This window comes from Desulfuromonas thiophila (assembly GCF_900101955.1).
Taxonomy (GTDB): Bacteria; Desulfobacterota; Desulfuromonadia; order Desulfuromonadales; family Desulfuromonadaceae; genus Pseudodesulfuromonas; species Pseudodesulfuromonas thiophila.
Genome location: NZ_FNAQ01000001.1, coordinates 337,727 through 352,173, shown reverse-complemented (window position 1 = coordinate 352,173; position 14,447 = coordinate 337,727). Strand labels below are relative to the sequence as shown.

Below are 14,447 nucleotides of genomic sequence, written 5' to 3'. Positions count from 1 at the left end.
GCCTCAGTCCACCGCTTCCTGCGCCAGGGCCCGCTGCACCATTTCATACAGATCGCGTGACAGCGGCTGACGTGCTGCCAGCCGCTGCAGCACCGCCAGCATCAAAACGCGCCGACCAGGCTCAAAACGCGGCCAGCGCAGCAGCGGCAACACCAGCCGGGCCGCTACCTGCGGATTGAAGCCATCAATCGCGCAGAGCTGCTGCTCCAGAAACCGGTAGCCACTGCCATCGGCGGCATGAAAATGGTACGGATTGGCCTGGCAGAAGGTGCCAATCAGCGCCCGCACCCGGTTCGGGTTGGTCAATGAAAAAGCCGGATCTTCCAGCAGCCGGCACAGCCGCGCCAGACAATCGGGGCGCTGCGAACGGGCCTGCCAGGCCAACCATTTGTCGATCACCAGCGGCTGGTGCCGCCAGCGCTGATAAAAGGTCTGCAACAGCTCATCGACTGCGACATCGGGCGTTTCAGCCAACAGGGCCATGGCGGCGGCGGTATCGGTCATGTTGTCACTGTGACGGGCCTGCTGCCACAGCAGGTCACGGGCTTCTTCGGCCGGACTGCGCGCCAGATAGGTCAGGCACAGATTCTTCAACCGGCGGCGGGCCAGGGCCGGACCGGAAAACACATAGGGACCGGCATCCTGTTGCTGGCGATAACAGATCAGCAACGCATCGTTCAGGCGGGTGGCCAGTTGACCACGCAGTTTCTCGCGCACCTGATGGACGCGGGCCGGATCGACCGCGCCCGGCAGCTGATCAGCGATATACCCCTCCGTCGGCAGGGTCAGGGCCAAAGCCAGCAACGCCGGATCGGCGGTCTGGTCGGTCAGGCTGTGATGAAACGCCTCCAGCAACAAAGAATCGGCCAACTCTCCGGCCCCACCCTCCGGCGCCTTGAGCCCGGCCAGCAGCGCCTGCAGCAGCAGGGCCTGGGCCGCTTGCCAACGATTAAAGGCATCGCTGTCGTGGGCCATCAGAAAAGCCTGCTGTTCCCGCGTCAGCGGAGCCTCCAGCCGCACCGGCGCCGAAAAGCCGCGCAGCAGCGACGGCGTCACCTCGCCGGGCAGATCAACAAAGGTAAACTCCTGCTCTGCCGCGGTCAGGCGCAATACCCGCTCCGGCGCGCCTGCCTCCGTCTCGCCCGCCAGCCGCAAACCGCAGGGCCGGCCCGACGCATCCAGCAGGGCCAGCCGCAGGGGAATCAGGACCGGCTGTTTATGCTCCTGCCCCGGCGTCGGTGGGCAGCTCTGACGACAGTGCAGCCGCCACTGTCCCGCCGCCGCATCCTGCTGCCAGGACAATCGCAACAGCGGGGTGCCCGCCTGGCTGTACCAACGCGAAAACAGCTCCCGGTCAATACCGGCCTGCGGATTGGCATCGAGCACAGCGGCAACAAAGTCGTCGGTGGTCACCGCCTGACCGTCGTGACGCTCAACATAGAGGCGCATGCCGCGGACAAAATCCTCCCAGCCCAGCAACGTCTGCAACAGCCGGACCAGCTCGGCGCCCTTGTGATACACCGTCATGGTATAGAAGTTATTGATCTCGACGTAGGAGTCCGGCCGCACCGGATGGGCTGTCGGACCGGCATCCTCGGCGAACTGCTGGGTCTGCAGCAGGCGCACCTCCTCAATGCGCTTGATGGCGGCCGAGTGCATGTCGGCGGAAAACTCCTGATCGCGAAAAACCGTCAGGCCCTCTTTGAGGCTGAGCTGAAACCAGTCGCGACAGGTAATGCGATTACCGGTCCAGTTGTGGAAATACTCGTGGGCGATGACTCCCTCGATATCCAGATAGTCATCATCGGTAGCGGTTGCCGGACAGGCCAGCACATATTTGGAATTGAAGACATTGAGGCCCTTGTTCTCCATGGCCCCCATGTTGAAATCATCCACCGCCACGACCATGTAACGTTCCAGATCGTATTCCAGGCCGAAGCGCTGTTCGTCCCAGCGCATGGCCCGCTCCAGCGAAGCCAGGGCATGATCGCACAGGGCGGCGTTGCGCGGCTCGACATAGATCTGCAACTGCACCGACCGGCCGGAAAGCGTCCGGTAGGGGCGCTCACGGCAGACCAGCTCTCCCGCCACCAGAGCGAACAGATACGACGGTTTGGGAAACGGGTCGTGCCAGCGGGCGAAATGACGCCCATCGGCCAGTGGTCCGCTGGCCACCAGGTTGCCATTCGCCAGCAGCACCGGCAGCCGCTCATCGGCAATCAGGGTAGTGGTGTAACGCGCCAGCACATCGGGCCGATCGGGAAAGAACAGGATACGGCGGAAGCCCTCGGCCTCACATTGGGTACAGAAGATACCGGCTGACAGGTAGAGCCCTTCAAGGGCCCGGTTGGCCTGTGGATCAAGTTCGGTTTCGATCTCCAGGGTGCAAGCGGCAGGCAGACCGAACAGCGTCAGGCCATCGCTATCGCGTTGCCAGGCGTGTGACGCCAGTTCAGCCCCATCGCAACACAACCGCACCAGCGGCTGATCGCCGCCATGCAGCCGCAGAGGCGCGGTACCGCCGGCATCCGCCCGGCGCAGCCGCAGCCGGCCCTGCACCCGTGTCGCCCGCGGGTCGAGCCAAAAGCACAGCTCCACCTCGTCGACCAGCCAGTCCGGTGGCCGGTAATCCAGCCGCCGCACCACCACCGGTTCCGCCTGCTGTCGTGCTGCCGTGCTGCTCCCCGCCACTTCCGTCATCCCCCGCCTCCGCCGGCAGCCGCCGCGCCAAATGCAAACGACCCCGCTCCCGTACAGACAGGAACGGGGTCGCATGACCTCGACGGCGACGCCGCCTTATTCCTCAATCAGAATCACGTCTTCATCATCGCGCCGTGTGCGTTCCGCCGCGTCACGACGGGTTTCCTGCGGCAGCAGCGGCACCTGCTCCTGACCCAGCAGCTTGCCCTGCTGATCCATCACCCGCTCGTCATCCAGGATGATCAGACCGGTCCGCTCGATGACCTCTTTGCGGTACTGATACTGGTATTCCATGCTCTTCTTGCGCAGGCTATAGCTCATGAACATCCAGATCAGCCCCATGATCAGGGCCGCGCCCAGCAGCACCGCCAAGGCAACAGACACATAGAAAGCCGTCTGCTCACCGACATGGCCAATCACCGCCAGAATCACATCAAGCTTGTAGACCACCGCCGAAAGCACCACCAAAAGCAGCAATCCCAGCAAAAAGGGCACTTGCCGGATGACATACATCACCGCGTGAAACTTGTGAATGCGGCTCTGCTGCTCTGTCGGTGTCAGCCCACCACGCCCGCTATCCGCGCCACCGGCCGGCGGATGACCATAAAGATAACGGTCAAAACCGATCACGATCACCCCAAGCAAAAAGGTGATGGTCAGCGGCACGATAAACGCGGCGAAGAAAAACGACTTCCACGGAAAGGGCACATTCTCCGGCCCGAGCTGACTTAAAAAACTGACAAAGAAAATAAAACCCTCGATCACGCCGATCAGGATCAGGTACTTGATAAACAGATCCTTGAGTTCGTCACGTTCGAACAGGGCGGCAATGCCCTTGAGGGCAGCGGATTCGCGCTTGCCGGCCGGCTCCGGCCGGTCAGGCTGCTGTTGCTCTTGCTCTTGCGACACAACCAGTCTCCCGCATCACATAAAGACACCACAGGGCGCGGCGCGCGGCTGTCGCGCCGCCCGTTTCACAAAGGCCGTACTATAGAGCATTCCGGCGCCGCTGTCTGTCGAAAAGCGCAGCGGCCAGCCGCTTCAACAGGCAGCCAGTGCCTGATCGATGTCGGCCAGAAGGTCGTCGACATGCTCGATGCCGACGGACAGACGAATCAGATCGGGCAGCACGCCGGAGGCCCGCTGCTGCTCCTCCGTCAGCTGACGGTGGGTGGTACTGGCCGGATGCAGCACACTGCTGCGCAGATCACCGACATGCACCACCAGCGCAATCAGACGGGTCGCCTCCATGAAGCGGCGGCCAGCCTCGGCCCCTCCCCTGATGCCAAAGGTCAGCACCCCGCTGCAGCCGCGCGGCAGGTATTTCTGCGCCAGCGCGTAGGTCGGATGGCTTTCCAGCCCTGGATAGTTGACCCAGCTGACCTGGGGATGCTGCTGCAGGTGACGTGCCACCGCCAGAGCGTTGCTGCTGTGACGCTCCATCCGCAAAGGCAGGGTTTCCAGCCCGTGATTGAACAGGAAGCTGTTGAGCGGTGCCGCGCACATGCCCAGATCACGCATGAACTGCACCCGCGCCTTGACGATGTAGGCCTGGGCACCAAACTTTTCACAGTAACGCAGGCCATGATAGCTGGCATCGGGTTCGGTCAGTTCAGCATACCGGCCACAGCGCCAGTCGAACCGGCCGCCATCCACCACCGCACCGCCCAGGCTGGTGGCATGGCCATCGATGTACTTGGTCGCCGAGTGCACCACGATATCAGCGCCCAACTCAAAGGGGCGACACAGATAGGGCGTGGCAAAGGTATTGTCGATAACCAGCGGCACCTGCTGCTGGCGCGCCACGGCGGCGAATTTATCAAAATCCAGCACATTAAGTCCCGGATTGCCGATGGTTTCGGCAAACAGCAGGCGCGTTTCCGGTCGAAACTGGGCAGCGATTTCCTCCGCGCTGGCGGCCGGATCGACAAAACTGACCGAGATGCCCAGCTTCGGCAGGGTGGTGTAGAACAGGGAATAGGTGCCGCCGTAGAGCGTCGAAGCGGCCACCAGATGCTGACCGGCCCGGCAGATATTGAGAATCGCCAGGCTGATGGCTGCCTGGCCCGAGGAGGTGGCCAGCGCACCAACCCCGCCTTCAAGCTGGGCCAGCTTTTGTTCGAAGGCCGCCGTTGTCGGATTGCTCAGCCGCGAATAAAAATGGTCCGCGCAATCCAGATCGAACAGCCGCGCCACATGATCGGCGCTGTCGTACTTAAAGGTGGTGCTCTGCACGATCGGCACAATGCGCGGCTCGGTTGCCTTGGGGCGATAGCCGCCCTGCACGGCCAGGGTTTCCGGTTTCCATGTCGGATCAATCATCGTCGCGATCTCCAGGGGCTATCCGGCGGCGTACGAAAACAAGACGGACCAGCCCGCCGGGGCTCGGTTCCGAAACCAGGAAATTACCGCGTTTCACAACAAAAGTCGACCGTCAAACACCGGTTCGCCACAGGGCCAGTCACCGCCAGCGGCGCTGACCATCCGCACATGGCCGAATCACGCAAAACAAAGTTCTATCACAGTCAAATCTTGACCTATCCCGCAGATTCTGCTTTGATGGCGGCCTGCGCAACTGTATACAATTTGCCTGACGCAACCTGCTTTTCTCTCGCGGCTGCGCCGTCTTTTCCGGCATCGCAGCGCAACGGCATCGGTCGCTCTGCCCTGCGATGGCCCATTCCATGATTTGTTGAAGGAGGTTTTTGCCCATGAATGCCTGTCTGCCCCTGATCGTGCTGCTATTGGCCCTGCTGAGCGCCCCGCTCGCCGCGCTGGCTGACGAGAACCTGACCGACGGCGACTGTATCAAGTGCCATTTGGACGCCGTAAAGCGGGTACAAGCCAAGGGTGCCGCCCACGGCGCCATGGGCTGTCAGGACTGTCACGCCGAGCATCCGCCCCTTGGCAGCGACATCATCCCGGCCTGCAGCCTCTGTCATGCCGCCAGTGAAAGCAGCCACTACGCCCTACAGGGCTGTAGCGGCTGCCACCATCCGCACAGCCCCCTTGAGATGGACTTCAGCGCCCTGGCCGAGGTCAAACCGGCCTGTCTGAGCTGTCACCCCGAGCAGGACAAAGAGATGACGGAACACCCCAGTCTACATGCCGAGCAGGATTGCAACGCCTGTCACAGCGCTCACGGCCTCAAGGAAGGTCAGTTCTCCAATTGCCTCGACTGCCATGACGGCCACGCCCCACAACAGACCAACACCGACTGCACCCTGTGTCACAAGCCGCACAGCCCGAAAGAGGTCACCTACAACGATGAGCTGCCATCGGCCCAGTGCGCGCCCTGCCACGAGGATGTCGCCACCATGCTGGCCAAGTCGAAGCGCAAGCACGCCGAGCTCAATTGTGCCACCTGCCACAGCGGCGAGCACATGGCCGTCACCAGCTGCGATGACTGCCATGGCCAGCCCCATGGCGTGATGCACCAGAAGTTCCCCAACTGCGTCGACTGCCATCTCAACCCGCACGCCCTGGCCGAATAAGCCCGGCCCACGGGAGCAACGCACTTTATGGCAACAGCGCCCGCCGCCAACCGGCGGCGGGCGGCATTTTCCCGCGGGCGCGACGCCCCTGCCAGCCGGGCGTCCGACCGGCAGCGTCATTGAGGTTCTCCGATGAGATTTCACCCTAGCCATCTGTTGACGGTGCTGCTCAGTGTTCTGCTGCTCAGCAGTGGTCAGACCCCCGCCCGGGCCGCCGCCGAACAAACTGTGCCCCCCCTGACCGATGCCGACTGCATCAAGTGCCACCGCCAGCCGGCCCGCGACATCGCCGAACACGGCGGCGCCCATAAAACCGCCATCGGCTGTTTCGACTGCCACCAGAGCCATCCACCGGCCGGCAAGGCGGTCATCCCGTCCTGCAGCGACTGTCACGGCCCCAAGGACGCGGCCCACTTCGCCCTGCAGGGCTGCCAGGATTGCCACGCGCCACACGCGCCTGGCATCAGCGATTTATCGGCTCTGCCCGACGCCACCGCGGCCTGCCTGACCTGTCACGAAGCCGTCGGCAAGGATTTCAAGCAACATCCCAGCCTGCACGCCGACCAGGCCTGCACCGATTGTCACAGCGGTCATGGTCTGGCATCCGGTCAGTTCAGCCCTTGTCTTGACTGCCACGAACCCCACCAGGACGGCATGCAGCAACAGGACTGCACCGGCTGCCATGCGCCACACCGGCCCACCGCTTACGCCTTCAGTCCCAGCACCCCGACCCGCTGGTGCGCGGCCTGCCATGAGGAAACCGTCGCCAGCCTCGACGCCCACGGCGGCGCCCACAAAACCGCCATTACCTGCAGCGATTGCCACCAGAATCACCCGCCGGCAGAATCCGGCGTCATTCCGGCCTGTGCCGACTGCCATGCCCCCGGCGCGGCAGAACACTACCGGGTGGACGGCTGTCTGCGTTGTCACAATCCGCACGAACCACTGCGAATCGACATGAGCGCAGTGTCACCAGTCAAACCCATCTGCCTGTCCTGCCATGCGGCGCCGGGCCGGGAGATGCACGACTGGCCCAGCGCCCACGCGGAGATGGACTGCAATGAATGCCACGCCGAGCACGGTCTGGCCAGCAGTTGTCTGGACTGTCACGATGGTCACAGCAGTGACATGGCCTACGCCGACTGTCTTAAATGCCACCAACCGCACAGCCCTACGGCTCTGCAGTTCGGCCAAAGCGGCATCGCGCCTCAACTGTGTGGCAGCTGTCACCGACAGCCCCTGAAAGAGCTTGGTGCCACCGATACCGAGCATGGCAACCTTGAGTGCGTCTTCTGTCATCGCCGTACCCACAAGGTGATCCTCAGCTGCGACAACTGCCACGGCCAGCCCCACGATGCGGGCATCCACCGGCAGTTCAGCGACTGCAACCACTGTCATCAGGGCCCGCACGCCCTGCGCAACTAGGCCCGCGCCGCTTTGAAACGAGGGAAACCATGAGCCACAGCTTGTTTGCCACCGCCCTGTTCGGCCTGACGCTGCTGGCCAGCGGGGCCACCACCGCAGTCGCGGAGGATTTCTACGACCAGGAGATTCCGCCGCTGACCGCCGTTGAATGTGCCCAGTGCCACGAAGGCGTCTTTCAGACTCTCAAAGCTGACGGCGGCGGCCATCGCCAGCCCTGCCGCGACTGCCATGAAAGCTTCCACAACTTCAGCCGCCAGCTCAGCTGGGCCGAACGGGTGCCGGCCTGTAGCGATTGCCATGGCCAGCCCCACGGCGAGGACGAGCCGATGCAGGACTGCCTGCACTGCCACCGCAACGCGCACGCACCTGTCGCCAGCCTGCCGCTGGCCACCCTTGAACCCCTGTGCGCCCGCTGCCACGCCGAACCGGCAGCCGAATTGGCTCGCCCCAGCGCCCACAGCGACATGGCCTGCAATGACTGCCATCAGCAGCGCCACGGTTACCGGCCGCTGTGTACCGAATGCCATGCCGAACCGCATAATCCCTTCGTCAGCAGCCAGACCTGCATGCTGTGCCATCCGGTGCACGACGTCAGCCGCCTCAACTACGGCAGCCACGTCCCCAACACCGAGTGTGGCGGCTGCCACGGTGACGCCGTCGCCGACCTGAGCGGCTCCCACCTGGCCCACAGCCAGTTGGACTGCACCTTCTGCCATGCCGGCGAGCACGGCATGGTGCCGGCCTGCAGCGACTGTCACGCCCAGCCCCACAGCCCTGCCATGCTCGAAGGCGCCTCCGGCTGCGGCGACTGCCACGGCAACCCGCACAATCTGACTCCCGCCGAATGAGCGAGGCTTAAGGACTTGTCATGACCGCCCGAAAACGTCTGCTGCTCAACAGCTTGTTCTTCTTTGTCTGCGTTGCTATCGCCACGGCCGCCATACTTTACAACTACAGCTACAAGGTCTGCTGGCGCTGCGACACCCAGGATTATTATCAGCGCGGCAAGGAATTCGTCTGCCGAGCCGAAACCGAACTGCAGGAAACCGGTATCGATTTTCTGCGACTGGCGGCCGAACGCGGCTGGCCTCAGGCCAAGATCCTGCTGGCGGAAAGCTACAGCAATCACCTGCCTGACGGCTATCAGCCCCTCGACCACCATGCCAGCCACTGCCTCAACGGCCAGCTGGGCGACAATGCCGTCGCCGCCCGCGCCCTGTTCAACGACGGCTACCAGGCCCTGCGGGCACAAAAAGCCAACGACAGCCAGCTGCTCTACAACATGGGCCTGCTGTACAATGCCACCATTCTCGCCGGCGACCAGCCCGACCAGCTGGCACTTCAATGTTTCGAGCAGGCCGCCGAAGCCGGCCATCAGGCCGCCCGACTGCATCTGGCACGGCATTTTCACCAGCGCAGCGATTACCCCCGCGCCAGCCACTGGCTGCTGCTGGCGGCCGAAGCCGGCAGCGACCCGGCACCGGCCCTGCAGCTGGGCGACTATCACTTCTACGGCCGCGGCCTGGAACAGGACTACAACAAGGCCGTCAACTGGTACCGTCAGGCGCTGAAGATCGCCAAACAGCAGGCGGCCCGCCAGCCACAGGCTGAACGTGCCGCCGTCGAGGATGAACCTCGCGCCCGCATCGACATGGCCCTGCGCAAGCTGCAGCAAAACCGTCATCTCACGCCCCTGACCCTGGGCTACCGCGTCGTCGGTGACGCCAACCGCTTCGAGGTGCTGTGCGATGGCCACGACGGCCCCATCGGCACCATCGAACGAGATCCGCAGGGACTGGTGGCCCGCCTCGCCAGCGATCTTGAGCTACCCGTCGGCGTCGCCACCGCACACAAAACCTTCGGCTCCCTCGACGCCGCTACCGACTGGCTGCTGCAGACCTACGGCCGCAGCCGCCACGGCAGCAGCAAGAAGTTTTATTTCCAGCTGCAGCGCTGACACGAACAGCCAGCAAAGGGCAACCGGAAAGCCCTGGCTCTCGGTTCAAGTCAACAATGCTGTCGGCTGAACCCCACTGATAAACAAAAGGCCGACGGGCCGGTTTCTCCTGCTGGAGACCGGCCCGTCGGCCTTTGCCATTTGCCAGGCTATTGACAAACAGCCTGTAGAGCCCATGGACGGGCGACCAAAATCAATCGTTGCTCCGTAATGGATTGATTTTGTAAGCAAGACGAAAAAGCGCATTTTCGGCTGGCGTCGTTGAAAAAGCCCCGGAGAGGACGTTTTCAACCTCCTGCTGATCGTTCGCGATAACAACCGGGATTCCCGGCGCATCCGTCACCAGCCGCGCTGGCGCTGCTCGGCGGCTTCGAGTTCATCAAGCAGCGCCAGATAGCGGCCATAGCGTTCAGCGGACAGGCTGCCGTCAGCCAGGGCTTGACGGATAACACAGCCGGGTTCCTGCCGATGGCGACAATCACGGAAGCGGCAGGCACGCTGGTGTAACAGCTCGGCGAAACCGGGGAACCAGCCGGGTAGTTCGGCACTGGCAATCTGCACCGGGGCAAAATCGCGAAAACCCGGCGTATCAATCAGGCTGCCGCCACTGGCCAGATCCACCAGAGTCGACACGCTGCTGGTATGACCGCCCTGGCCGCCTTCGGCCAGCTCACCAACCTGCAGATCAAGACCGGGACAAAGGGCGTTGAGCAGGGCGCTTTTACCAACACCCGATTGACCCGCCAGAGCGCAGCAGCCCAGTGTCGCCAGCAGGTCACGCAACGGCGTCAGCCCGGCGCCACTCAGAGCACTGACCAACAGCAGCGGCTGGGTATCGCCAAATTGCTGCCGTAGCTGCTGCGCCAGCACCGCGCTGCCAGCCAGATCGGCCTTGTTGACCAGCAAAAAGGGCGCGATGGCGGCGCTGCGGGCGGCAACCAGCACCCGTTCGATAAAGGCCACCGGCGTCGTCGGCTGGGGGGCCAGGACAATGCCCAGACCATCAAGATTGGCGGCCAGGGAGCGCACCTTGCCAAATGGATCCTGTCGCTGCAGCAGGGTGCGCCGTTCCAGCCGTTCCAGCCGGTCACCGTGCCAGCATACCCGGTCGCCCACCACATGACCGGAGTTGCGCTTCACCCGCACCGTCAAGAAATCGCCATCATCAAACGCCAACCGGACCTCGACACCGTAATGGCGCACAATCCGGCCATGGCGCCGGCCCGGCGGCACTGGCATGGTCATAGAGTCTCCTCGCCGGTCACGCGGCCGGCTGATCGGGTTTCCTGCGCCTGCTGTTGCAACTGCTGCAGATGCCACAAGCGGGCATAGCGCCCCGGCAATGCCAGCAGCTCGGCATGGGAGCCCTGCTCCACCAGCCGGCCCTGGTGCAACACCACAATCCGGTCAGCCACCTGGGCCGCCAGCCGCAGATGGTGCACAATCATCAGGGTGGTACGGCGCCGCGCCACCCGCGCCAGGGCACGGTAGATCAGCGCCTCGCTGTCGCCATCAAGATGGCTGGTGGCCTCATCCAGCACCAATACCTGAGGCTGAGGCAGCAGCGCCCGCGCCAGTGCCAGCAGCTGCCGTTCGCCGCTGGAAAGATTGCGACCGCGCGGGCCAATGGCCGGCGCATCAAGCCCACCCAGCCGCGTCACCAGGGCTTCGGCGCCAGCCTCGGCCAGCACCTGCGCCAGACGCTCTGCCGACGCAGCGCCAGCCGGATCGAGATTCTGCCGTACGCTGCCGCAAAACAGGAACGGCTCCTGCGCCACATAACCGATCTGCCGTCGCAGCGCCGTCTTGTCCATGGCGGCGATATCGCCACCATTGAGCAGAATACGGCCCTCATCGGGCGCATAGAAACCCAGCAGCAGTTGCGCCAGGGTGCTTTTGCCGCTGCCGGTATCGCCCACCAGCGCCACGCATTCACCCGCCGCCAGTTGCAGATCGAACTGACGCAGCACCGGCGTCTGCGGCTGGTAGGAAAAGCTCAGCGCCTCAAAGCCTAAAACGCCAGCGCCTGCCGGCGGCATTGTCCCGCCGACCGGTTCCAGCGGTTCATCCAGCAGCGCGAAGATACGCTCCAGCGCGGCATTGCTGGTCTGCAACACCGAGAACTTCGATGCCAGCTCGGTCAGTGGCTGAAAAAAACGCCGGGCATATTCGATAAAGGCCACCAGAAGACCAAAGCTCAGCTGCTCCTGTACCACCTGGCCGCCGCCGAAATAAACGATCGCCGCCAGGGTCAGGCTGCCGAACAGATGGACGCTGGCGTAAAACAGGGTCTCCCAGCGCACCCAGGCCAGCGCCGTGGTCAGATAGGGTTGCTGCAGCGCCTCGAACTCGGCCGCGCTGCGCTGCTGCTGGCCGAAGATCTGCACCTCGGCCATGCCGTTGACCCGTTCGGCGACAAAGGCCCCCAGACTGGCGGTCTGCGCCCGCAGCCGCCGCATCAACTGGCGCATGGGCCGACGAATCAGCAGCAATGCCAGCACCAGCAGTGGCACCAGGGCGAAGGTCAGCAGGGTCAGGGGGCCATGCAGGCGCAGCATCACCGCCAGGATCATGCCCAGGGTCATCAGGTCACCACAGGCCGACACGATGCCGGAACCAAACAGCTCACCGACCTGCTCGATATCCGAGGTCAGGCGGGTCACCACCCGACCCGACGGCTGCCAGTCGAACCAGCGCGGCGGCAGCCGTTGCAGGCGGGCAAAGCTGACGCGCCGCAAATCGGCCATGACCCGCTGCCCGACCAGTTGCACGCCGTAGTTCTGGCCGAACACCAAAGCGCCTTCCAGCACCACCAGCAGCAGCAGCAACAGAGCCAGCGGCGGCAGCGCGGCCAGATCCCCCGGCACGATGCTGCGGTCAATGGCCAGGCCCAGCAGCAGCGGTTGGCCGGCCCGGGTCAGTGAAATCAGCGGCAGCAGGGCAAAACCAAGCAGGGCCAGCCGGCGATAGGGCCGCAACAGCGGCACAAAACGGGCCAGCAGGCGGCCATCCAGCAGACGACCGCGCATCTCGTCATCGGCCATCAGCCACCACCTCCCCGCCCTGCCGCGACAGACTGCTGGCGTCGTTCGTCCCCAATTCCTCAGCCAGCTGTTCCTGCCGCAGCCGCCGGGCAAAATCACCGCCGCTGTGCTGCAGGGTCGCTGGCGTGCCCTGTTCACGGACACGCCCCTGCTCCAGACAGATCACCCAGTCGGCCTGACAGGCCAGCCGCACCCGACTTAACGCCAGGACAACCGTACAGCCGGCCAGTTGCGGCCGCAGCTGACGCCACAGGCGATCCGCCGTGGCGCCGTCGAGATGACTGAAGGGATCATCAAGCAGCCACAGATCGCCGCGCCGCAACAAGGCCCGCCCCAACGCCACCCGCTGGCGCTGACCGCCAGACAGGGTCAGGCCGCCCTCGCCCACCCGACTGGCCAGGCCGGCGGGCAGGCGGGCCAGATCCTCATCGAGACAGACCTGCCGCACCAGCTCGTCAATCTGTTCCGCAGGGGTCGCCGGCGCGGCAAAGGTCAGATTCTGTGCCAGAGAGCCACTGAACAACTGCCCCTCCTGCAGCACCACCGACAACCGCCGGCGGTAATCCTCCAGATCGAGAGAGCCAATATCGCGGCCGTCGATGAACAGCATGCCCGGCGGCAGCGGATAGCGGCCAGTCAACAGCCGTAGCAGGCTGGTCTTGCCACAGGCCACCGGGCCAACCAGGGCCACACACTGACCGCTGGCGATGGTCAGATCCAGCGGCCCGAGCACCGCCGTGCGCTGCGATTCGTAGGCAAAACGCAGCCCTTGCAGGCGGAGAGTCGGACCGGACCGCGGCCCCAGGGCTTCCGCTGCGGGTGCGCCGCAGGGCGGAACCGGCGCTGGCGGCGCTGGCGGATGGGCCGCCACAGCCGGCAGCTGCAGCACCAGATCAAGACGCTCGAAGGCTGTCGCCGCCCGCTGAAACAGGGTCAGAATCCAGCCCAGCATCAGCGTGGGCATGGCCAGCTGCACCAGAAAAGCATTGAACGCCACCAGATCGCCCAGTTGCAGACTACCGGCGATAACCTGGCGCCCGCCCACGAACAGCACCAGCAACAGGCCCACCGGCGTCACCAGACTCATCAGGGGCACCAGCAGGGAGCGGGACCGCGCCAACGCCTCGGCATCGGCCAGATAGGCCGCGTTGGCCGCGTCGAACTGGCGTTGCACCAGAGGCTCAAAGCCCGCGCTGCGCAGACTGCGCTGGCCATTGAAGGCCTCGTCGACGCGGTCGCTCAATCCACCCAGCTGCTCCTGGGTGCGGGCGCTGTAGTGCAGCACCTGGCGGCTGATGCGTTTCACCGCCCACAGCAACAACACAAAGGGCAGCAACGCCAGCAGACTCAACAGCGGCGCCAGCCACAGCATGGCCGTCAGGGTCAGACTGTAAACCACCAGTGCGTTGATCAGCGACACCAGGCCAAAGCCAGCCACCATGCGCACCTGGGTCAAATCGTTGGTCAGGCGCGAGATCAGATCACCGGTACCCAGACGATCGAAAAAGGGCGCCGGCGCGTCCAGCAGGCGGCCAAACAGCTGCCGGCGCAGATCGACCTCGACCCGCCGGCCGCAGCCGAGAATCTGCAGGCGCGACTGCACCCGGCTCAGGGCACCCAGCAGGGTGGCCAGCACCATCAGAGCGGCACAGAAACGCACCTGATTCCAGTCGTGCTGTTCGATGGCGGCGATGGCCTGGCGCAACAGCAAGGGCAGGCTCAGCAGCAGCAGATTGCTCAGCAGAATCCACAGACTGCCGCTAAGCAGCACAACGCGATGGGGCTGCAGCCAGGGCCACAGACAGCGGAGGGTCAATAGCATGGGGG

10 protein-coding genes are annotated in these 14,447 nt (G+C 64.2%); 4 read left to right on the top strand and 6 right to left on the bottom strand.

Annotated features, from left to right (window positions below):
• Nucleotides 1-3: 3 nt before the first annotated feature.
• The 3 genes from pepN to BLR80_RS01535 form a co-directional block, all read right to left on the bottom strand.
• On the bottom strand, nt 4-2,700 hold the full coding sequence (gene pepN / locus BLR80_RS01545) for an aminopeptidase N (protein WP_092075550.1): 2,697 nt from the start codon (nt 2,698-2,700) through the stop codon (nt 4-6).
• A gap of 96 nt (nt 2,701-2,796) precedes the next feature.
• Nucleotides 2,797-3,609 carry a hypothetical protein gene (locus BLR80_RS01540; protein ID WP_092075548.1) on the bottom strand — a complete coding sequence of 271 codons (813 nt, stop codon included), beginning with the start codon at nt 3,607-3,609 and terminating at the stop codon, nt 2,797-2,799.
• A 132-nt stretch (nt 3,610-3,741) separates the two neighbouring features.
• Nucleotides 3,742-5,022: an O-acetylhomoserine aminocarboxypropyltransferase/cysteine synthase family protein gene (locus BLR80_RS01535; protein ID WP_281241566.1), complete on the bottom strand. Its 1,281-nt coding sequence runs from the start codon at nt 5,020-5,022 to the stop codon at nt 3,742-3,744.
• A gap of 389 nt (nt 5,023-5,411) precedes the next feature.
• On the opposite strand from BLR80_RS01535, the gene BLR80_RS01530 reads away from it, so the two are divergent.
• The 4 genes from BLR80_RS01530 (at nt 5,412) to BLR80_RS01515 (ending at nt 9,576) form a co-directional block, all read left to right on the top strand.
• Nucleotides 5,412-6,194, top strand: coding sequence for a hypothetical protein (locus BLR80_RS01530; protein WP_092075546.1), 783 nt, complete (start codon nt 5,412-5,414; stop codon nt 6,192-6,194).
• 132 nt (nt 6,195-6,326) lie between these two features.
• On the top strand, nt 6,327-7,619 hold the full coding sequence (locus BLR80_RS01525; protein ID WP_092075544.1) for a cytochrome c3 family protein: 1,293 nt from the start codon (nt 6,327-6,329) through the stop codon (nt 7,617-7,619).
• 29 nt (nt 7,620-7,648) lie between these two features.
• A complete protein-coding gene (locus BLR80_RS01520) occupies nt 7,649-8,467 on the top strand; it encodes a hypothetical protein (protein ID WP_092075542.1) in 819 nt (272 codons plus the stop codon).
• Nucleotides 8,468-8,487: 20 nt separating this feature from the next.
• Complete coding sequence (locus tag BLR80_RS01515; RefSeq protein ID WP_092075540.1) at nt 8,488-9,576, top strand: tetratricopeptide repeat protein; 1,089 nt, start codon at nt 8,488-8,490, stop codon at nt 9,574-9,576.
• Nucleotides 9,577-9,915: 339 nt separating this feature from the next.
• Here the strand turns inward: BLR80_RS01515 and rsgA are convergent, their stop codons facing one another.
• Genes rsgA through BLR80_RS01500 form a run of 3 tightly spaced genes read right to left on the bottom strand, consistent with a single transcriptional unit; the run spans nt 9,916 to nt 14,442 of the window.
• Nucleotides 9,916-10,821: a ribosome small subunit-dependent GTPase A gene (gene rsgA / locus BLR80_RS01510; RefSeq protein WP_092075538.1), complete on the bottom strand. Its 906-nt coding sequence runs from the start codon at nt 10,819-10,821 to the stop codon at nt 9,916-9,918.
• A complete protein-coding gene (locus BLR80_RS01505) occupies nt 10,818-12,620 on the bottom strand; it encodes an ABC transporter ATP-binding protein (protein WP_092075536.1) in 1,803 nt (600 codons plus the stop codon). The genes rsgA and BLR80_RS01505 overlap by 4 nt, the downstream gene beginning before the upstream one ends.
• On the bottom strand, nt 12,610-14,442 hold the full coding sequence (locus BLR80_RS01500; RefSeq protein ID WP_092075534.1) for an ABC transporter ATP-binding protein: 1,833 nt from the start codon (nt 14,440-14,442) through the stop codon (nt 12,610-12,612). The genes BLR80_RS01505 and BLR80_RS01500 overlap by 11 nt, the downstream gene beginning before the upstream one ends.
• Between the last annotated feature and the right edge of the window lie 5 nt (nt 14,443-14,447).

Excerpts from the sequence above, each read along its gene's own strand:
- pepN (WP_092075550.1), bottom strand. The coding sequence starts at position 2,700 with ATGACGGAAGTGGCGGGGAGCAGCACGGCAGCACGACAGCAGGCGGAA.
- BLR80_RS01535 (WP_281241566.1), bottom strand. The coding sequence starts at position 5,022 with ATGATTGATCCGACATGGAAACCGGAAACCCTGGCCGTGCAGGGCGGC.
- BLR80_RS01530 (WP_092075546.1), top strand. The coding sequence starts at position 5,412 with ATGAATGCCTGTCTGCCCCTGATCGTGCTGCTATTGGCCCTGCTGAGC.
- BLR80_RS01525 (WP_092075544.1), top strand. The coding sequence starts at position 6,327 with ATGAGATTTCACCCTAGCCATCTGTTGACGGTGCTGCTCAGTGTTCTG.
- BLR80_RS01520 (WP_092075542.1), top strand. The coding sequence starts at position 7,649 with ATGAGCCACAGCTTGTTTGCCACCGCCCTGTTCGGCCTGACGCTGCTG.
- BLR80_RS01515 (WP_092075540.1), top strand. The coding sequence starts at position 8,488 with ATGACCGCCCGAAAACGTCTGCTGCTCAACAGCTTGTTCTTCTTTGTC.
- rsgA (WP_092075538.1), bottom strand. The coding sequence starts at position 10,821 with ATGACCATGCCAGTGCCGCCGGGCCGGCGCCATGGCCGGATTGTGCGC.
- BLR80_RS01505 (WP_092075536.1), bottom strand. The coding sequence starts at position 12,620 with ATGGCCGATGACGAGATGCGCGGTCGTCTGCTGGATGGCCGCCTGCTG.
- BLR80_RS01500 (WP_092075534.1), bottom strand. The coding sequence starts at position 14,442 with ATGCTATTGACCCTCCGCTGTCTGTGGCCCTGGCTGCAGCCCCATCGC.